The following is a 19284-nucleotide window of genomic DNA, read 5'->3' on the forward strand; positions in this document are numbered from 1 at the left end:
TAGTTTGAAGCCCCTCCATGTCCCGGACACTGCAACTGACCGAGCAGCTCATCAGCCTGCCCTCCGTCACCCCCGAAGATGCTGGCTGCCTTGAGCTGCTCGCCGATGCCCTGACACCCATGGGTTTTACCTGCGAGCGCCTGGATAGCGGCCCCGCAGACTTCCGCGTACAAAACCTGTGGGCAAAGCGCTATCCAGCGCAGAATCAATCTGCACAAGACGCTATCAGTTCTGATAGGCCTGTGCTGGTCTTTGCCGGCCATACCGATGTGGTGCCGCCGGGCCCGCTCAAGGAATGGACCAGTCCGCCTTTCGTGCCCATGCACCGCGACGGCAAGCTCTATGGCCGCGGGGCCAGCGATATGAAGACCTCCATCGCCGCCTTTGTCGTGGCACTGGAAGAGTTTCTGCAGACCACGCCCGAACCCGCCTTCGACATAGCCCTGCTGCTGACCAGCGATGAGGAAGGCCCCTCGATTGACGGCACCAAGGTGGTGGTCGAAGAGCTGCGCCAACGCGGCGAGCGCCTGGACTGGTGCATTGTGGGCGAACCTACCTCGGTCAAACAGACCGGCGACATGATCAAGAACGGCCGCCGCGGCACCATGAGCGGCAAGCTCACCGTCAACGGCGTGCAAGGCCATATCGCCTATCCGCAACTGGCACGCAACCCCATTCACGAGGCCCTGCCTGCACTTGCCGAGCTCGCGGCCACGGTCTGGGACCGCGGCAATGCGTTCTTCCCACCCACCAGCTGGCAGATCAGCAATATCCATGGCGGCACGGGCGCCAGCAACGTCATTCCCGGCCATGTAGTGATCGACTTCAATTTCCGTTTCTGCACCGAGTCCAGCTCCGACTCCCTGCAAAAACGCGTGCATGAGGTCCTGGACCGTCATGGCGTCGAATACTCGCTGGTCTGGACCGTGGGCGGGCAGCCCTTTCTGACCACGCCGGGCACCCTGGTGCAGGCCGTGCAAGCCGCCATCAAGGATGAAACCGGACTCGATACCGAGCTGTCCACCACAGGCGGCACCAGCGATGGCCGCTTCATCGCCCAGATATGCCCTCAGGTCATCGAGATGGGCCCGCCCAACGCCAGCATCCACAAGATCGACGAACACATCGCAGTGGCCGATATCGAGCCACTGAAAAACATCTACCGCAAGACTCTGGAACAACTCCAGCGCCAGCAGACCGCACCCCAGACCGCATGAGCAACACCAGCATCCCCCCGATTTCAGGCAACACCATTGCCGAACTGATTGCCAGCGGCGCTCAGGCTCTCACAGCAGCCGGCGTGGCTTTTGGCCATGGCACGGCCACGGCTGAAGACGAAGCGGCTTGGCTGGTGCTCTGGAAGCTGGGCCTGCCCCTGGACAGCGAGCTCACTCCTGGCGCTCCGGAATCCGTGGAAAATCAGCCTGTATCCCTTGATATACAAGCGCAGATAGCTACTCTTTTTGAAGAACGTATCCGCAGCCGCAAGCCCGCCGCCTATCTGACGAACGAGGCCTGGCTGGTAGGTGTTCCCTTCTACATTGACGAACGCTCCATCGTGCCGCGCAGCTTCATCGCCGAGCTGCTGGCCGATGGCAGCATTGACGGCTGGCTGTCCGACAAGACCGTGCAGGTGCTCGACCTATGCACCGGCAACGGGTCTCTGGCCTGCCTGGCCGCCATGGCCTATCCCGAAGTCCGGGTGACCGGTGCCGATATCTCGACCGATGCCTTGGCTGTCGCCCGCATCAATGTGGACAAGCACGGGCTGCAGGATCGCGTGACGCTGCTGGAAAGCAACGGCATGAGCCAGGTTCCCGGCCCCTGGGATCTGGTACTGTGCAACCCGCCCTACGTGAACTCCGACAGCATGGGCAAGCTGCCTGCCGAATACCAGGCCGAGCCCGAGCTGGCCCTGGCCGGCGGCGCCGACGGCATGGACTTCATCCGCCAACTGCTAGAGGACTTGCCAGCGCGCCTGAACAAGGACGCCGTGGTGGTGCTGGAGATCGGCAATGAAAAGCCGTACTTCGAGGCAGCTTTCCCCGATCTGCCCGTGTTCTGGCTCGACACCAGCTCCGGTGACGAGCAGGTGCTGCTGATTACCGAAGAGGCGCTGCGCCACTGGTCCGAGGGCAATACCGCCGCCTTGCAGCTGTAAGTTCCTTGTCCCGCATCCACAGCACAGGCTGCTCCATGGCGCGTGCCATGGCAACACGCAGGGCCGAGGGGCTGGGGCAAACAATCGTAGTCATCGCGAAACTCCTTGCTTGTTCAACAAAGAGCACAGCTTCAGGCCTGACGTAGCGTGAGGGTCAAGCCTCGACGGTCGGGCTTGTTTGCTGCAGCAAGACTCAGTACGACATCATGCGTGTCGCCAGCTTCGAGATGGGTGTGCGCACCATACCCTCCACGCGTGCTGGCAGCAGCATGGGCTTGAGCAGCATGCGCACGGCCAGGTCGGCAGGCAAGCGGCGGCTGACCAGCTCGTAAATGCGCTGGGCCATGTCTTCGAAACGAGTGCTGCTATCGGCGAAATAAGAGCCCTTGTGCGCCCAGACATGACGCAGCGCGATATCCGAATCGCTCTCTCGCAACTCCTTGAGGCGGCCGTACAGTGCCTTGGCAATGCGCGTGCGGCCCACAGGCGACTGCTTCTGCAGCTCCTTGAAGTACTTGAGGAAATGCTTGAAGTGGTTGACCTCGTCGTTGCGGATATTGCCTAGCAACTCACTAAGAACCGGCTCATCGCTGAGTTCGCGCAAGGTGTGATAGTAGGCTGTGGTGCCGGTCTCCACCACGCAGCGCGCCACCATTTCCAGGCGCGGGTCCGGGTAAAGCTCCTCCATGGTGCACAGCTGCGAATATTCGGCGAAAAAACTGTCGTAGGCTTTTTGCCAGGGAAACTCCGGCCACACGGCTTCCACATAGGCCCGCAGCGCGCGTCCGTGCTGCAGTTCTTCGCTCTCCCACTGATCTTTGAGCCAGATCGCGATCTCGGGCCAGGCCGCGTAATGCTCGGCTAGGTTGGCCGCGTAGGTATCCGAGCCGGTCTCGATGAACGAGGCGCTCATCAGCAAGAAGAACAGGTCCTGATTGCGCTCTATGGCGCTGCGATCAATGGCAGAGAAGTCAATGTCTTCAATGCGCCAGTGGGCAGAGCCGTTTCTGCTCGGGGTGGTTGAAGGTGATGAGAAGGACACGTTTTGCTGCATCAGTTGTAGGACCGACATACTGAATCTGTCGGGCTTCAGACTTAGAGATATGCCATCTTGTCGACATTTGGGCCTTACGCCATGTCAGATTACGCCGACATTACAGGAGACTAACAATTCTTCAAATAGCCTTCTACAGGCTTTCACACCGGCCTTCAAGCTGATTTTTTCGAGTTGCAACCATGGATCTTCGCGGGCTTCGCTATTTCATCACCGTGCTGGAGGCAGGCTCGATCTCACGGGCAGCTCATTCGCTCTATGTGGCCCAGCCGGCACTGACGGCGCAGATCAAAAAGCTGGAGTCCGAGCTCGGCGTCCAGTTGCTGGAGCGAACCTATGCGGGAGTCACGGCCACGCCCGCTGGTAGCCGGTTGTACGAGGATGCGCGCCGCCTGCTCTCCGATGCCGACGCCATGTGCGAACGTCTGCAGCGCCTGCCAATGGGGCCGGAAGGCTCGGTCAGCATTGCCATGCCGTTCTTGCTGACCGGCCTGCTCATGGGGCCGGTGATTGCCAGCTTGCGCCTGAGCCACCCGCGCATACGGGTGTTTGTGCTCGATGACTCAAGCCTGATGGTGCAAAAAGCCATGCTGGAGCGTCGCGCCGATCTGGGCGTTCTGGTCGACACCGCCAGTCTGCAGGGCCTGCAGGTGCAGCCCATGGCCACCGAGCCCATTTATTTCTGCGGCCATGACGCACAGGGCGAAGTCGCCCCCCTGCTTTATCGACACAGCGCGGCGCAAAACACGCCCTGCCTGGACTTTGCCCATGCTGCGGCACAGCCACTGGTGCTGCAGTCTCGGCGCTTTTCCATACGCCAGACAGTGGAACAGGCTGCCAGCGATCTGCAGCTCGGTCTGAACATCGTGCACGAGCATGACTCGGCCCGCGTCATTCGCTCGCTTTATCAATGCGGCGGGGGCTTTACCTTCAGCCCCGCCTGCTCGGTGGCAGAGAGCCCACAGCCCCAGAACGCTGACAGCGCCTGGATCGTGGCCAGAGTCTGCAATCCCGATCTGCAACGACGCTACTATCTGGCGCGCCAGCCCGGCCGCGCCCAAGATGCTGCGGTACAGGTGGTTCAGGACGCCCTGCTGCTACAGGTCCAGGCCATGATCGGCGAGGGCCGCTGGCCAGCCCGCTGGGACTACGCACCGGCGTAGAGCACAGCCAAGCACGATGAACACAGCTGCCAGCCGCCCACAGGAACGGGACAAACCCGCAGCGCGGCACCCTGAAACCCGGCATGGCGGGTGCAAGTCATTGATTTTCAGAGCCATCAAAAATACTGATGACCATGGATAAGCAAACGGTATTTCCTTGATCCATTCCGTTTTGGGACAGTCCAAACAGTTGCCGCACATGAGTGCGGCGTGGCTTCAACAAGGACTTTCCCATGACCACTGTTTTGCCCGCGGCCCATATGCCCGGCGCCCCTACCGCCTCTGTGCCGGGCTCCCCTGTGCTGGGCGCCCCGATATCCAATGTCGGCGCACTCGTTGCGCGCTGCTGCCGCCTGTATGGGGGCCACCTTGCGGTGACCAGCGCCAGCAAAAACCTGAGCTACGCCGCGCTGGAGCAGCGCAGCAACCGCCTGGCCAATGCCTTGCTAGCTCAGGGTCTGCAACGTGGCGACCGCGTGGGCATCTACCTGCCCAACTGCACCGAAATCGTCGAAATCGAGCTGGCCTGCTACAAGGCCGGTCTGGTCAAGGCGCCGTTCAACGCCCGCCTGTCACCCCGTGAAGTGATCGAGATAGCCGACAACAGCGATGCAGCCCTCATCGTCACCACGGCGGAGCGTGCCGAGAGCTTTAGCGCCCAGCTACGCAACCCGCAGATTAGGCTGATGCTGTTGGGAGACAATGAAAATAATAGCTATGAGCGCTTACTACAAAAGGCCTCAGATCAGTTTTCAGCGGTATCCGTACATGAGCACGAAGTGGCCGTGCTGCACTACACCTCTGGCTCTTCGGGCACGCTCAAGGCCGCCATGCAGACCTTCGGCAACCGCCTGGCCCAGTTGCGCAAGTTCCTGATGCGCGGCGAGGGCATGCAGGCTGGCCATACCCTGGGTCTGGTTGGCCCTGTCACTCATGCCTCGGGCATGCAGCTGATGCCGGCCCTGTGCACAGGCGCCACCATCCATCTGTTCAGCAGCTTCGAGCCCGCGCGCTTTCTGCAAGACATGCGCAGCCTGCGCGTGACCCACACCTTCATGGTGCCGACCATGATCAATATGCTGCTGGCAGAAACCGCAGGCCGCTACCGTCCCCTGCCTGATCTGCTGCGCCTGGGCTATGGCGCAGCCCCCATGGCGCCGGCGCGCATTCTGCAAGCCATGGATGTGTTCGGCCCCGTGCTCAGCCAGGGCTATGGTGCGGGCGAAACCACCTCGGGCGTCTGCGCACTCACCGTGCAGGACCATCTTTATGCCCGCGCCGCCAGGCCTGAGTTGCTGGCCTCCTGCGGTCGGCCCTTTCTCGAGTCCTGCGTGGAAGTAGTGGATGACGAAGGCCGGCCCCTGCCCCTGGGTGAGGTGGGCGAGATCGTGGTCAGCGGCGCCGATGTGTTTGCCGGTTACTGGCGTGCGCCCGAGCTGACGGCCGACGTGCTGAAGAACGGCCGCTATCACACCGGCGACCTGGCCCGTGTGGACGAGCAAGGCTTTGTCTACATCGTGGACCGCAAGAAAGACATGGTGATTTCAGGCGGCTTCAATGTCTACCCGTCCGAAGTGGAGGCTGTGCTCCATGAGCACGCGGCGGTGCAAGACGCCTGTGTGTTTGCCATCCCCGACGACAAATGGGGCGAAGCCGTGGCTGCCCACATCGTGCTCAAGCACGGGCAGACACCCAGTGACGAGGGCATCAACGAGGCCATCGACCGCTTCTGCGCCGAGCGCCTGGGCGGTTTCAAGCGCCCGCGTCATATCGAGTTCGTGCCACAACTGCCCAAGAACCCGAATGGCAAGGTCATGCGCAAGACCGTGCAAGCGCCCTACTGGGCCAATCACAGCCGAAAGGTGAACTGAAATGAATGCCAAAGACCCCATGCAAGCCGCATCCCCGAGCTCTGCTTTGCTCGCCATGCCGTTTGAGGGCTCGCCGCACGCCGCCGAGCTGATTGCAGCCCTGCAGGATTTCCTGCAGGGTGAGCTGGCAGAGCTGGCACGCAGGCACGGTATCGACCATGACAACAGCGCCAGCAAGGACTTGCTGCAACAGGTCTGGAAGCGTTCGCGCGAGCTGGGCTTTTACGGCATGACGCTGCCTGCCGCCATGGGCGGCGAAGAACTCTCGGTGCTGGACCAGGTGCTGATCAAGGAAGCCATCTATGCCAGCGGCTCGCCGTTCGCGCCTCATGTGCTGGGCGAACTCAGCGGCCCGCCGCGCATCGGCTCTCTGGTGCGCAAGGCCACGCCTTTTCAGATGGAACAGTTCATTTTGCCCGTGGCGCGCGCCGAAAAAGCCATCTGCTTTGCACTGACCGAAGCCCAGGCCGGATCAGACGCTGGCGCTCTGCAAACCAGGGCTGTGCGCGAAGGCCAGCACTATGTGCTGACCGGACGCAAGCGCTTTATCTCGGGATCGCCGTTTGCCGACTTTGCCGTGCTCATGGCTTCCACGGCCCCGCAGAACAGCGCCGAACGGGAGATCAGCGCCTTCTTTGTGGACCTGGCCGCACCCGGCGTGGAAGTGGTCAGCGGCTACAAGACCATGGCCGGGCAGTCGCACACCGGCGATATTCATCTGAACGCCGTGCGCGTGCCCGAGGCGCAGCTGATTGGCGAGCCGGGTCGCGGCCTGGGCCTGGCCCTGGGGCGCATTACCGTCAACCGCCTGCTGCACTGTCCCGCCATGCTGGGCCTGGCTCAGTGCGCACTGCGCGATGCTCGCGACTATGCGCTGGGCCGCCAGCAGTTCGGCCGCAGCATTGCCCAGTTCCAGTCCATACAGCACATGCTGGCCGATATGGCCACCGACTGGATGGCCGCCCGCGCGCTGATGGTTCAGACCGCCCGCGCGCTGGATGCGGGCATTGATGCACGCGCCCAGGCCTCAATGAGCAAGCTGTTTTGCTCGGAAAAAGCTTTTGCCATCGCCGATCGCGCCGTGCAGATCCACGGTGGTGAAGGCATTGTCCAGGGCCGTCGCGTCGAATTTCTGTTCCGCATGCTTCGCATGTACCGCGTGCTCACCGGCACCAGCGAGATCCAGCGCAACACCATCGCCAAGGAACTGCTTACGCCCTAACGAGACATAACCAATCAGCTATAAAAACAGGAGACAAAATGAGCACGCAACCCTTGAACCTCTCTGTCAGCAACAGCGAGCGCCGCCAGTGGCTGCGAATCGCTGGCGCCCATCTGGGCGCCGCAGGCCTGGGCGCTGTCGGTCTGTCCGCCCAGGCCCAGAGCTGGCCAAGCCGCCCCATCAAATGGGTGGTTCCCTATATGGCAGGTACCGGTCCGGACAATGCCGCGCGCATCGTCTCAGAAGCGCTGAGTCAGCAACTGGGCCAGCCTGTGGTGATCGAAAACCGCCCCGGCGCAGGCGGCAACATCGGTGCGCGCCAGGTCGCCCGCGCTGCCGCAGACGGCTACACGCTGCTGTATTCAGGCTCGCCCATGGCAGCCGCGATGCGCATGTACAAAAACCCGGGCTTTGAGGTGTTCAAGGATTTCCGGCATGTGATGGGCATGTCCCGCTCGGACATTCTGCTCGTGGTCCACCCCGGCTCAGGACTGCGCAGCTTGGCCGACCTAGTCGCCGCCAGCCAATCCCGCGATATCGACTACGCCTCTGGCGGCGTGGGCACGCCGTCGCACCTAGGGGTGGAGTTGCTGCTCTCGGCACTGCAGATCAAGGCCACGCATGTGCCTTACAAGGGGGCATCCGATCTGGTCAATGCAGTGCAGGGCCAGCAGGTGGTGTTTGCGGCTCCTATCTTTTCCGTCGCCTACCCCCATGTGCAGGCCGGCAGGCTGATCCCTCTGGCAGTCGCCGGCGAGCAACGCAATGAAAAGCTTCCCCAGGTCCCCACGCTGGAGGAAACCGGCGTGAAGAACCTGCATCTGAGCTCCTGGGGCGGCCTGTCAGTGCCCAGGGACACGCCGGAAGCCGTCACCACCAGGCTGCGCAATGCCATGGATGCGGTGCTGAGCCAGCCCAAGGTACGCCAGATGCTGGAGATGGATGGCGGCAAGGTGCAAGTTCTGGACTCCGCCGCCTACACCCAGGCGTTCGAGCACGAGCTGAAATTCACCGAAACCATGATGAAGCGCATAGGCCTTCAAGCGGTATGAAGACTCAGACAGAGCCGCCATGACCGGTGCACCGCTGCCGTCTGCTCAATCCCGCAAGCTCCTGGGTCTGCGGGCATTCGCGGATAATCGGCCCCAGTCATGATCAGTCTCAAGAACATCACGCTGCGCCGCGGCACCAAAGTCCTGCTCGACCAAGTCAGCACCACCATCAATCCGGGAGAGTCCGTCGGCCTTGTCGGCCGCAACGGTGCTGGCAAGTCCAGCCTGTTCGCCCTGCTCAACGGCAGCATCAGCGAAGACGGCGGTGATTTTTTCATCCCTCCTCAATGGCGCATGGCACAGGTAGCCCAGCACATGCCGGAAACCGACGAATCTGCCACCCAGTTCGTACTGGATGGCGACACGCGTCTGGCCGAACTGAACGCCCAGCTGGCTGCCGCCGAAGCCTCCGGCGATGGTATGGAAATCGCCCAAGCCTATGTGGATCTGGCCGATGCCGGTGCACATGATGCGGAATCGCGCGCACAAGCCCTGATTCTGGGCCTGGGCTTCAAGGTCTCCGAGCTGGATCACCCCGTCAACAGCTTCTCGGGCGGCTGGCGCATGCGCCTGCAGCTGGCCCGTGCACTGATGGCCCCCAGCGATCTTCTGCTGCTGGACGAACCCACCAACCACTTGGACCTGGATGCCCTTGTCTGGCTGGAGGCCTGGCTCAAGCGCTACAGCGGCACGATGATCGTCATCAGCCATGACCGCGAATTTCTGGACGCCATCACCAACGTCACACTGCAGATCCAGGGTGGGCAGATCAACCGCTACGGCGGCAATTACTCGCGCTTTGAAGAGCTGCGCGCCCAGCAGCTGGAGCTGCAGGCGGCCAGCTTTGCCAAGCAGCAGGAAAAAATGGCTCACCTGCAGAAGTTCATTGACCGCTTCAAGGCCAAGGCCAGCAAGGCCAAGCAGGCACAAAGCCGGGTCAAGCAGCTCGAGCGCATGGAAAAGATCGGACCGGTGCTGGCCGAAGCAGAGTTCACCTTTGAATTCAAGGAACCCGCCAATCTGCCCAACCCGATGCTGGCGATTACCGATGCCAGCTTCGGCTATGAAGACGAAGACGGCAAGCAGACCACCATCTTGCGGGGCGTCAACCGCTCCGTGCTGGCAGGCCAGCGCATCGGTATTCTGGGTGCCAACGGCCAGGGCAAATCGACCCTGGTCAAGACCATCGCCCGCGAAATGAAGGCACTGGCCGGTACCGTCACTGAAGGCAAGGGCCTCAATATCGGCTACTTTGCCCAGCAGGAACTAGACGTGCTGCGTCCCGGCGAGAACCCGCTGGAGCATATGATCCGCCTGGCAAAGGAACTCGGCGCTGCCGCACCTGCAGCCAGCCGCGAGCAGGACTTGCGCAACTGGCTGGGCACTTTCAACTTCAGCGGCGACATGGTCAAACAGTCTGTGGGCAGCATGAGCGGTGGCGAAAAAGCCCGTCTGGTGCTGGCCATGATCGTCTGGCAACGCCCCAATCTGCTGCTGCTGGACGAGCCCACCAACCACCTGGACCTGGCTACGCGCGAAGCCCTGGCCATGGCGCTCAATGACTTTGACGGCACCGTGATGCTGGTCTCCCACGACCGCCACCTGCTGCGAGCTGTATGTGAAGACTTCTGGATGGTTGGCCGCGGCGTTGTCGGCCCCTTCGATGGCGACCTGGACGACTACCAGCGCTATCTGCTCGAAGAGTCCAAGCGCCTGCGTGAAGAAGCACGCAATGCCGAACAGCAGGCCGCTAGCACGCCAAAGGTGCAAACTCTGGAAGAAATCAAGCCCAATCTGCCTGAATCCCTTGCGCAAAAAGCGCCAGATGCTCCTAAAGCGGAAGCATCCAGCGACACCGTGGCCGACCCCAAGGAGGCCCGCCGCCTCGCCGCTGCAGCTCGCCAGCAACTGGCCGAGAAGACCAAGCCCTTCAAGAAGGAGCTGGAGCAGATCGACAAGACATTGCCCAAGCTCAATGCAGAGCGCAGCACGCTGGAAGCCAAGCTGGCCACGCCCGGCCTGTCGGGCGGCGATATCGTGGAAGCCGGCAAGCAGCTCAGTGCCGTCAACGCTGAAATCGATCAATTGGAGGAGCGCTGGCTGGAGCTTTCCGAGCAGATCGAAGCCCTGACGACCGAAACCTGCTAAGCCCCAGCAAGAGCCCTGCCCTTGATACACATAGGCAGGGCGCTATTCATTTTGAAGATGCACAGCGCCTGCTGACAACATCAGCAAACGTGAGTTGCATTTTCTTGCGCTGTTGATTCAGCTTCTTGTCAACCTGCAGCTCAGGCCAGGCGTTGAACACGCAAAGGAGTGAACTGCAATGACCACCACTGTTACCGACACCGCCAAAGCCCAGCCTGCAAAGGCCGCAGCAGCTATGTCTCTGATGGCTTGGCCCTGGGACGAACGCGATCGCAAGCGCGCCCCTGCATTCGCAGCCTGATGATCACTGGATAAACGAACAGGTAAAAATTTTCCAAAAAGCTGTCAACGAGCTGAATCTGTCAGACGTTGAACAGACATACAGGAGAGATTCCCCATGCAAACCACGAACATCATGTCCATCTGGCCCGAAGACGAACGCGATCGCAAGCGCTAAGCGTTTGCCGTGCAGCACTGTGCAGACCAAAGCGCAGTGCGTTGCAGCCAGGTGCCCGGGCAGTCGGCACTGATAGGCCAAAGAACCTACAAGCCTTACTGCCCCACGCCCCACCAGCCGCTTTGCGAAGCGGCACAGAAACTCAAGACCCGCATGAATGATCTCTGCGGGTTTTGTCATTTGAGCCTCGTCCTGCTCTTTGCCCACAGGCTTGCAGAGAAAAGCAGCACCGACATGAAAAAAGGAGCCGAAGCTCCTTTTTGCCGAATGCCTGAAAAGGCTTAGTGCATATGCAGGCCGCCGTTGACCGCAAAGTCTGCGCCGGTGGAATAGCTGCCCTCTTCCGAAGCCAGCCAGGAGATGATGGAGGCAATCTCCGCAGGCTCGCCCAGACGCTTGACGGGCACGCCCGACACGATCTTTTCGAGCACATCGGGACGAATGGCCTTGACCATATCAGTGCCGATATAGCCTGGGCTGACCGTATTCACGGTCACGCCCTTGGCGGCCATCTCTTGCGCCAGAGCCATGGTAAAGCCATGCATACCCGCCTTGGCAGCCGAGTAGTTGGTCTGACCGGCCTGGCCCTTGGCGCCGTTGACCGAGCTGATATTGATGATGCGACCCCAGCCCTTTTCAACCATGTCTGCCACCACCTGCTTGGTGACGTTGAACATGGAGTTGAGGTTGGTCTCGATGACCGACTTCCAGTCGTCGGGCGTCATCTTGATAAACATGCGGTCGCGGGTGATACCCGCGTTGTTGACCAGCACATCGATGCTGCCGTGCTCTGCCTTGGTCTGGTTGAAGGCTTCGACGGTGGATTCCCAGTCCCCCACATTGCCGACCGAGGCAAAAAACGTGTAACCCAATTGCGCCTGCTCGTCCAGCCACTTGCGATAGTCGCGCGATGGTCCACAACCCGCGATCACCTTGAAGCCATCCTTATGCAAACGCTGGCAGATTGCGGTACCGATACCGCCCATGCCCCCCGTGACGTACGCTACTTTCTGACCCATTCATCTCTCCTGTCAATCAATGGTTATTTCACGATCACACTATCAACGATAAAAATTCTTAGGAATTGCTTATCGTTTTGAACGCCACACACCCTGCACGCTGGCCATGCCAGTATGCAATCGAGTAGGTCCGAATGAACCCGCTTTCGCCGTGGTTTACCTCGTGATCTTCCCTAGGGTCGATTGGAGGCTGGCATCAGCGGGCTTCTCAGACTGCGCCGGTCTTCAGGAGCACCGGAGCAGTCTGCAATCCTGAAGCCTCAGCAGGCTTCCACAGCCATAGCAACACCCATGCCACCGCCGATGCACAGGCCGGCCAGGCCCTTCTTGGCACCGCTGCGCTGCATTTCATGCAGCAGCGTCACCAGAATGCGGCAGCCCGATGCACCAATGGGGTGACCGATGGCGATGGCACCGCCGTTGACGTTGACCTTGGCAGTGTCAATGCCCAGATCCAGATTCACCGCGCAGGCCTGTGCGGCAAAGGCTTCGTTGAGTTCGAACAGGTCCACATCGGCAGCCTTCCAGCCGGCGCGATCCAGCGCCTTGCGCGTGGCGTAGACCGGGCCCAGGCCCATGACCTCTGGAGCCAGGCCGCTGGTGGCGTAAGACACGATCTTGGCCAGAGGCTTGAGGCCCAGTGCCTTGGCCTTGGCCGCCGTCATCACCACCACTGCGGCGGCGCCATCGTTCAGACCCGAGGCATTGCCGGCCGTCACAGAACCGGCCTTGTCGAAAGCGGGCTTGAGGGTTGCAAGCACATCGGCATTGGTCTTGCGGTTGACGTATTCGTCACTGTCGAACACGATGGGGTCCCCCTTGCGCTGGGGAATGCTCACGGGAACGATTTCATCCTTGAACTTGCCCGCGTCCTGCGCAGCCGCAGCCTTTTGCTGGCTGGCCAGCGCCAGCGCATCCTGCTGCGCGCGGCTGACGTTCTTTTCCTTGGCCACGTTCTCGGCAGTGATGCCCATGTGGTATTGGTTATAGACATCCCACAGACCGTCCACGATCATGGTGTCCACCATCTTCCAGTCACCCATGCGCTGGCCGTCACGCGAATTGGGCACTGCATGGGGCGACAGGCTCATGTTTTCCTGGCCGCCGGCGACCACGATTTCGCTGTCTCCGGTTGCCACGGCCTGAGCCGCCAGCATCACGGCCTTCAGGCCGGAGCCGCAGACGGCATTGATCGTCAGCGCAGGTGTCTCCTTGGCAATGCCGGCCGCCATCATGGCCTGACGCGCAGGATTCTGCCCGGCCGCCGCCGTCAGCACCTGACCCATGATGACTTCACCGACCTGATCCTTGCCCACCTTGGCGCGGGCCAGAGCCTCGGAAATCACGGTCGCACCCAGCTGGGTTGCAGGAATCTTGGCCAGAGAGCCGCCGAACTTGCCCACCGCCGTACGAACGGCGGAAACGATAACGATGTCTTCCATTGCTGACGAACCTTTCTAGGTTTCTTACAAGTGATGCATGCGTGCGGGTTGCATCCTGTTCATCGTGCCACCCGCCGCTTCCTATCACGGTCCAAGCCTTGTTTGCTGCACCGCAATATGGAACTGATTGTGCCCCAGGCCTCGCTCAGGCTTTTGACAGAACGTAGCGACCCGGAGCATCTTCGATGGCTTCATAGGCACGTGCACGGCCGTAGCTCTTGGGAGCCGCGATCTGCTTGCCTGCATGGCTGCCAAGCCAGGCACTCCAGTCCATCCACCAACTGCCCGGATACTCCGTGGCCTCGGCCAGCCAGTCGTTGAATGCCTCAGGAAACTGGCCATCCTCGCGCAGCCAGTGACTGCGCTTGTTCTTGGCCGGCGGATTGATGACGCCGGCGATATGGCCGGACGCACCCATCACGAAACGACGCTCACCGCTCAGTACCTGCGACGAGGCATAGGCCGCCGCAACAGGGACGATATGGTCCTCGCGCGAGCCGTAGATATAGACCGGCATCTTGAGCTGGCTCATGTCGATCTTCTCGCCGCACACGGTCAACACGCCGGGCTTGATCAGATTGTTCTCCAGGTAGAGATTGCGCAGATACCAGGCGTAGAACGGGCCGGGCAGATTGGTGGAGTCGCTGTTCCAGTAAAGCAGATCGAATGGCGGCGGCGTCTCGCCCTTGAGGTAGTTACCCACCACATAGTTCCAGACCAGATCGTTCGGGCGCAGAAAGCTGAAGGTGGATGCCATGTCCTGGCCCTTCATCAGCCCGCCTTTGCCCATTTGCATCTCACGCAGGCGCACCATGTTTTCATCGATGAAGATGTCCAAAATGCCTGTATCGCGAAAGTCGATCAACGTGGTCAGCAGCGTCATGCTGGCGACGGGAAAAACATGGGCCTCCACCTTGGCCGCAGCAGTTTTGCTGCCTGTCTTTGCTGCCGCAGCGCGGCTGCGGGGCTTGGCCGCTTGCGGCTGCCCATGCTCGCGGGCATGGCGTGCTGCCAGCACCGCCATGGCAGTGGAGAGCATGGTGCCGCCCACACAGAAACCCAGCACATTGATCTGCGGCGCCTCGCAGATATCCTGAACCGTGCTCACTGCCTTGAGTACGCCATCTTCGATGTAGTCATCCCAGCTCTTGTGAGCCTGGCTTTCGTCTGGATTGCGCCAACTGACCACAAAGGTGCGATGCCCCTGACTGACGGCATAGCGAATGACGGAGTTGTCCGGCTGCAAGTCCAGAATGTAGAACTTGTTGATGCAGGGCGGCACCATCAGAAAAGGCTTCTCGAATACCTTGGCAGTCAGCGGCTTGTATTCGATGAGCTGGAACAGCTCGTTCTCGAAAACCACCGCACCTTCGGTGGTCGCCACGTTCTTGCCCACGGTGAACAGGCTCTCGTCGGTCATGGAGACATGACCTTGACGCATGTCGGCCAGCAGATTGGCAATGCCCTGAGCCAGGCTTTCACCCTTGGTTTCAACAACCTTGTTGAGCGCATCGGCGTTCAGCGCCAGAAAATTGCTGGGCGCCATGGCTGCCACCCATTGCTCGACCGCAAAACGCACGCGATTGCGTGTTTTCTCATCGCCCTGCACCGCTTCGGCCATACCGGTCAGCATGCGACTGCCCAGCAGGTAGTTGGCGGCAGCCATCGATGCAACGGGATTGGCGCTCCATTCGGGCTTGGCGAAGCGCTTGTCCTTGGCCAGCAGGTCCTGAACCTGCTTGGCATCCGCCAGCGACTGCACGGACTGCAGGTATTCCTGCTGCAACCCCTGCAGTTTGGGAGCATCGAACTGAACCGTCTGAGCCGAGCCGGCCGCCACCTGGGGCATGGCCGATTGCATGGCCTCCATGACGGAAGCCCAGGGGTTGGGTGCAGCGCCCAGACCCGGCATGGCGCTGAGCCCCATGGGAGCACCGGACTGCATCTGCTGAAGCGTCTGGAGGCTTTTGCTCCACTGCTCCTGCCAGAATTGTTGAATGGATTGGCCAGCCTGGCCCCAGCTCGGGTCAAAATTCATGCTTACATCCTAGTCAAGGCAAGCGACCGGCGATCTCAGGGTCTGGGGACGCTTGCGGAATCTGCAATACGGCTCACACGGCGGCATTGTCACCTATGTGCCAGGCAGTTCTGACAAGAAGCGGCTTCATTTCGCCGTTATGAAGCTGTTTTGACACAAAACAACCCGGAGCCAGCATGCTTTCTGGCTCATTACAGAAACACCATGTACCTTGTTGCCATCGCCTGGATATACGTTGTCGTGATGATGACGATCGCCGAGGCTGCCAGCCCCGGCGGCACCCTGCTGGGTGCATTTTTCACCTTTGTGCTCTATGGTCTGCTGCCGCTTTCCATCGTGCTCTACATACTGGGCACGCCGGCCAGAAAGCGCCGCCTCAAAGCCCGACAGGAACAGGAAGCACTAGCTGCAAAACACGCGCCCCCCAGCCCCGATTCAGGCGTCGCGCCAGATGCTGGCAGCCAGCCGCCCGCTGCCGCCCAGACGGGCGGCGTCGCGCCGGTGCGAGAAGAAACGTGATGCATTGCTGACCGTGCACCAGGGCAGGCTGCCATCGTTGCCGAAGATTGCAGCAATGCCCAATGCAGCAAGCCGCTGGCGTGCCAGCTGCGCCAGATCGGCCAAATATTTGGTGCTGCTGCCCGCTACAGGCACAAAGTGTCGTGCCGCATCGGCGTCATGCGCCACGAAGATATCGCGCACCTCGGCCCCCACTTCAAAGGACTCGGGACCTATGCACGGGCCCAGCCAGGCCTGGGTGCGAGCGGCAATGCGGGACGGCTTCATGTCGGCCGCTGAGAGCGATTGCTGCGCCTGAACTTTCCGGGCAAAAGACTCGAAAAGCATCTCCAGCACACCGCCGGACAACGGCCCCTCAGACTGCTGCCTGCTGGGCGGCATGCCGGCCAGACCGCGCCAGCCCGCATGGGCCGCCCCCACGACCAGCCCCGAATCATGGGCCAGCAACACGGGCAGACAGTCCGCCACCATGATGGTGCAGACCACGCCTGCATCGCCGGTCACACACGCATCGAAGGCTGCACCATTGGACTCGACCACATTGCCTGCATCCAGCTCCAGCACGTCCACACCATGCACCTGCTGCAAGAACGCCGTGCAGGCACCGGGGGTGCAGGCCTGCAGCGCCGCGTTGAACAGTTCACGGTTGCGGCGCACGTGAGCGGGGTTGTCGCTCACGTGGTCGCCCAGGTTCATGCTGCCCCAGGGTGCCTGACTGACGCCGCCCTCGCGCGAGGTGCAGATGGCATGCACGCCGGGCAGAGCCGGCCAGTCCGGGACCAGCCAGGAGTCGGGCCAGAGGTCCGGTGGAGCCGGCCGATAGGTCTCGCTCATGGCACCCTCTTCACTCTGCATCCGGACAGGCCGAAGGATGGGCCTGCTGGAAAGCCGGCAATGCGTTGCAGCGCCCCGCCACGCCCATCAGTCGCGGCAGCGCATCGAGATTCACATTGAAACGCTGGGCGTTGTAGATCTGCGGGATCAGGCAGCATTCGGCCAGCGTGGGTGTGTCGCCCCAGCAAAACGTCGAAGGCGACAGGCCTGAGGCCTTGCGTTCGGCATCCAGCAGCGCCAGCTGACGCTCGAAGGCTTCGAGGCCGGAGCGTACCCAGTGCGCGTACCAGCCGTTCTTGGCCTCGTCGCTGGCGCCTATTTCATGCACGAGGTACTTGAGCACGCGCAGGTTGTTGAGCGGATGGATCTCGCAAGCCACCATCTGCGCCAATGCGCGTACATGGGCACGGCCCAGTGCATCCCCGGGCAGCAATGGTGTTTGAGCATGGGTCTCATCGAGATATTCGATGATGGCCATGGACTGCGTGAGCCAGTGCCCCTCATCCGTCACCAGCGCGGGCACCAGCGTATCGCCCACATGGGAGGCATAGGCCGCAGCCTTTTGTTCGCCGCGCACAAGATGCACGGGCACGGAGTCGTAGGACAGCCCCTTGAGTTGCAGCGCAATGCGCACACGGTAAGAGGCCGAAGAGCGGAAATAGGTATGCAGCTTCATGATGCGAGCAGCATAGCGCGAGCCGAACAGATTGGCATTTTCCCTAGGGCCGGAATACGTAAAAGCCGTCATGCGCCATGCCGTCTGCGGACCAGCATCGTGGCACACTGCTTGCCACATCAACCATTGCTGATTTCAGCGCGTGTTCCTGCCGAGGACTTCATGAGTTACGTGTTCAACCCCCCTGCCGTTGCCAGCCTGCCTGTTGTGGGCCGCGGCGAGCGCTTTCCCATTCACCGCATCTACTGCGTGGGCCGCAACTATGAGGATCACGCCAAGGAAATGGGCTTTACCGGCCGCGAACCGCCGTTCTTCTTCATGAAGCCTGCGGACGCGACCGTGGCAGTGGAAGCTGGCAGCACCACCACAGTGGCCTATCCCACGCTGACTCAGAATCTGCACCATGAGATCGAGCTGGTCGTCGCCATCGGCAAGGCCGGCAAGAACATCAAGGCAGCCGACGCACTGCAGTACATCTACGGCTATGCCGTCGGTCTGGACATGACACGTCGCGACCTGCAAAACGACATGAAGAAGCAAGGCCGCCCCTGGTGTATCGGCAAGGCTTTCGAGCAATCGGCCCCCATAGGCCCCATCACGCCGGCCGATCAGGCGGGAGACATCGTCAACGCCGAGATTTCGCTGCAGGTCAATGGTGACTATCGCCAGCGCAGCCACATCCACAAGCTGATCTGGAATATCGCCGAAACCATTGAGCATCTCTCCAGCGCCTGGGAGCTGGAGCCCGGCGATCTGATCATGACCGGCACCCCCGAGGGTGTGGCCGCCGTGGTCAAGGGCGATGTGCTGGAGGGCGCAGTCAGCGGACTTGAATCCATCAAGATCCAGATCGCCTGAAAATCCTTGGCGCACAGGCAGTTAGCGCCGACCAGGTACTCGGGGAGTCACACCATAATCAAGGTGCGACTCCCTTTTTCATAGCTGTTTGCGCATGTTGTACCTGCGCTAGCAGCCTGATTTGCTTATAGTTGCGGAATGATTTTTCGCAGCCCCATCAAGTTCTGCCGCAATTGCGGCACCGCAGTCACCTACCGCGTTCCTGACGATGGGGATACTCGCGAGCGTGCCGTTTGCCCGGCCTGCCACACCATCCACTATGAAAACCCGCTCAATGTGGTCGGCACCCTGCCCGTGACGGACGACGGACGCGTGCTGCTTTGCAAGCGCAATATCGAGCCGCGCCGCGGCAAATGGACGCTGCCTGCAGGCTTCATGGAGCTGGCCGAGACCACCAGCCGCGGGGCCCAGCGCGAAACCGACGAGGAAGCCGGAGCCGACATCGAGCTGGGCAGGCTGTTCAGTCTCATCAACGTGCCCCAGGTGGGACAGGTCCATCTCTTCTATCTGGCACGCCTCAGAAGCACGCAGTTCTACCCCGGCCCAGAGACCATGGAGGCCCAGTTGTTTGCCGAGGCAGACATCCCCTGGGAAGAAATCGCGTTTCGCACCGTCAAGGTCACCCTGGAGCGCTTCTTTGCCGACCGCAGGGCCGGCGTGCTGGAGCAGCCGCAGGTGCACTGCATAGACCTGCTCTGAGCTGCCAGACTGGCTACCCACTTTCTCACATGAATCACCGCTCTGTCTTGGGAAGACAGAGGAAGTTGTCC

At 61.2% G+C, this 19284-nt stretch carries 18 protein-coding genes; 11 read left to right on the forward strand and 7 right to left on the reverse strand.

Annotated elements, in window-relative coordinates:
- Positions 1-17 precede the first annotated feature (17 nt).
- The gene (gene dapE, locus P353_RS06160; RefSeq protein ID WP_034366791.1) at positions 18-1217 is read left to right on the forward strand and encodes a succinyl-diaminopimelate desuccinylase; all 1200 of its coding nucleotides are present in this window, start codon (positions 18-20) and stop codon (positions 1215-1217) included.
- Positions 1214-2161, forward strand: coding sequence for a 50S ribosomal protein L3 N(5)-glutamine methyltransferase (gene prmB / locus P353_RS06165; protein WP_034366795.1), 948 nt, complete (start codon positions 1214-1216; stop codon positions 2159-2161). Before dapE ends, prmB begins: the two co-directional genes overlap by 4 nt.
- 193 nt (positions 2162-2354) lie before the next feature.
- Here prmB and P353_RS06170 read toward each other — a convergent pair whose 3' ends face one another.
- Positions 2355-3215 carry a ferritin-like domain-containing protein gene (locus P353_RS06170; RefSeq protein WP_034366797.1) on the reverse strand — a complete coding sequence of 287 codons (861 nt, stop codon included), beginning with the start codon at positions 3213-3215 and terminating at the stop codon, positions 2355-2357.
- A 182-nt stretch (positions 3216-3397) separates the two neighbouring features.
- On the opposite strand from P353_RS06170, the gene P353_RS06175 reads away from it, so the two are divergent.
- The 6 genes from P353_RS06175 (at position 3398) to P353_RS30155 (ending at position 10972) form a co-directional block, all read left to right on the forward strand.
- Positions 3398-4378 carry a LysR family transcriptional regulator gene (locus P353_RS06175; RefSeq protein WP_034366800.1) on the forward strand — a complete coding sequence of 327 codons (981 nt, stop codon included), beginning with the start codon at positions 3398-3400 and terminating at the stop codon, positions 4376-4378.
- A 233-nt stretch (positions 4379-4611) separates the two neighbouring features.
- Entirely contained in the window at positions 4612-6249 is a 1638-nt protein-coding gene (locus tag P353_RS06180; protein WP_420093372.1) for a class I adenylate-forming enzyme family protein, read from the forward strand.
- A 1-nt stretch (position 6250) separates the two neighbouring features.
- Entirely contained in the window at positions 6251-7471 is a 1221-nt protein-coding gene (locus P353_RS06185) for an acyl-CoA dehydrogenase family protein (protein ID WP_034366803.1), read from the forward strand.
- Positions 7472-7509: 38 nt separating this feature from the next.
- Positions 7510-8523: a Bug family tripartite tricarboxylate transporter substrate binding protein gene (locus tag P353_RS06190; protein ID WP_034366805.1), complete on the forward strand. Its 1014-nt coding sequence runs from the start codon at positions 7510-7512 to the stop codon at positions 8521-8523.
- Between the two features lie 99 nt (positions 8524-8622).
- Positions 8623-10671: an ABC-F family ATP-binding cassette domain-containing protein gene (locus P353_RS06195; protein WP_034366807.1), complete on the forward strand. Its 2049-nt coding sequence runs from the start codon at positions 8623-8625 to the stop codon at positions 10669-10671.
- Positions 10672-10849: 178 nt separating this feature from the next.
- On the forward strand, positions 10850-10972 hold the full coding sequence (locus P353_RS30155) for a hypothetical protein (RefSeq protein ID WP_255498844.1): 123 nt from the start codon (positions 10850-10852) through the stop codon (positions 10970-10972).
- A 3-nt stretch (positions 10973-10975) separates the two neighbouring features.
- On the opposite strand, the gene P353_RS29015 is transcribed toward P353_RS30155, so the two are convergent.
- The 4 genes from P353_RS29015 to P353_RS06210 form a co-directional block, all read right to left on the reverse strand.
- Positions 10976-11308: a hypothetical protein gene (locus tag P353_RS29015; protein WP_155643006.1), complete on the reverse strand. Its 333-nt coding sequence runs from the start codon at positions 11306-11308 to the stop codon at positions 10976-10978.
- 101 nt (positions 11309-11409) lie between these two features.
- On the reverse strand, positions 11410-12147 hold the full coding sequence (gene phbB / locus P353_RS06200; RefSeq protein ID WP_034366810.1) for an acetoacetyl-CoA reductase: 738 nt from the start codon (positions 12145-12147) through the stop codon (positions 11410-11412).
- 260 nt (positions 12148-12407) lie between these two features.
- Entirely contained in the window at positions 12408-13589 is a 1182-nt protein-coding gene (locus tag P353_RS06205) for an acetyl-CoA C-acetyltransferase (RefSeq protein ID WP_034366813.1), read from the reverse strand.
- A 145-nt stretch (positions 13590-13734) separates the two neighbouring features.
- Positions 13735-15627, reverse strand: a complete 1893-nt coding sequence (locus tag P353_RS06210) for a PHA/PHB synthase family protein (protein WP_034366816.1) — start codon at positions 15625-15627, stop codon at positions 13735-13737.
- Between the two features lie 204 nt (positions 15628-15831).
- Here P353_RS06210 and P353_RS06215 point away from each other — a divergent pair, with 204 nt between their 5' ends.
- Positions 15832-16146 (forward strand): hypothetical protein, encoded by a 315-nt coding sequence (locus tag P353_RS06215; RefSeq protein WP_080750457.1) that lies wholly within the window; start codon positions 15832-15834, stop codon positions 16144-16146.
- Here the strand turns inward: P353_RS06215 and P353_RS06220 are convergent.
- On the reverse strand, positions 16063-16980 hold the full coding sequence (locus P353_RS06220) for a polyphenol oxidase family protein (protein ID WP_034367051.1): 918 nt from the start codon (positions 16978-16980) through the stop codon (positions 16063-16065). The two genes, P353_RS06215 and P353_RS06220, sit on opposite strands and share 84 nt — an antisense overlap.
- A 10-nt stretch (positions 16981-16990) precedes the next feature.
- Positions 16991-17656 (reverse strand): maleylacetoacetate isomerase, encoded by a 666-nt coding sequence (maiA, locus tag P353_RS06225; RefSeq protein ID WP_034367054.1) that lies wholly within the window; start codon positions 17654-17656, stop codon positions 16991-16993.
- Positions 17657-17818: 162 nt separating this feature from the next.
- Between maiA and P353_RS06230 the strand changes: the two genes are divergently transcribed.
- Together P353_RS06230 and P353_RS06235 are read left to right on the forward strand one after the other, a co-directional pair.
- Positions 17819-18514, forward strand: coding sequence for a fumarylacetoacetate hydrolase family protein (locus tag P353_RS06230; RefSeq protein ID WP_034367057.1), 696 nt, complete (start codon positions 17819-17821; stop codon positions 18512-18514).
- Between the two features lie 138 nt (positions 18515-18652).
- The gene (locus P353_RS06235) at positions 18653-19213 is read left to right on the forward strand and encodes an NUDIX hydrolase (protein ID WP_034366820.1); all 561 of its coding nucleotides are present in this window, start codon (positions 18653-18655) and stop codon (positions 19211-19213) included.
- Positions 19214-19284: the final 71 nt, after the last annotated feature.

Source organism: Comamonas testosteroni (assembly GCF_000761245.1).
In the GTDB taxonomy this organism is placed as follows: Bacteria; Pseudomonadota; Gammaproteobacteria; order Burkholderiales; family Burkholderiaceae_C; genus Comamonas; species Comamonas testosteroni_C.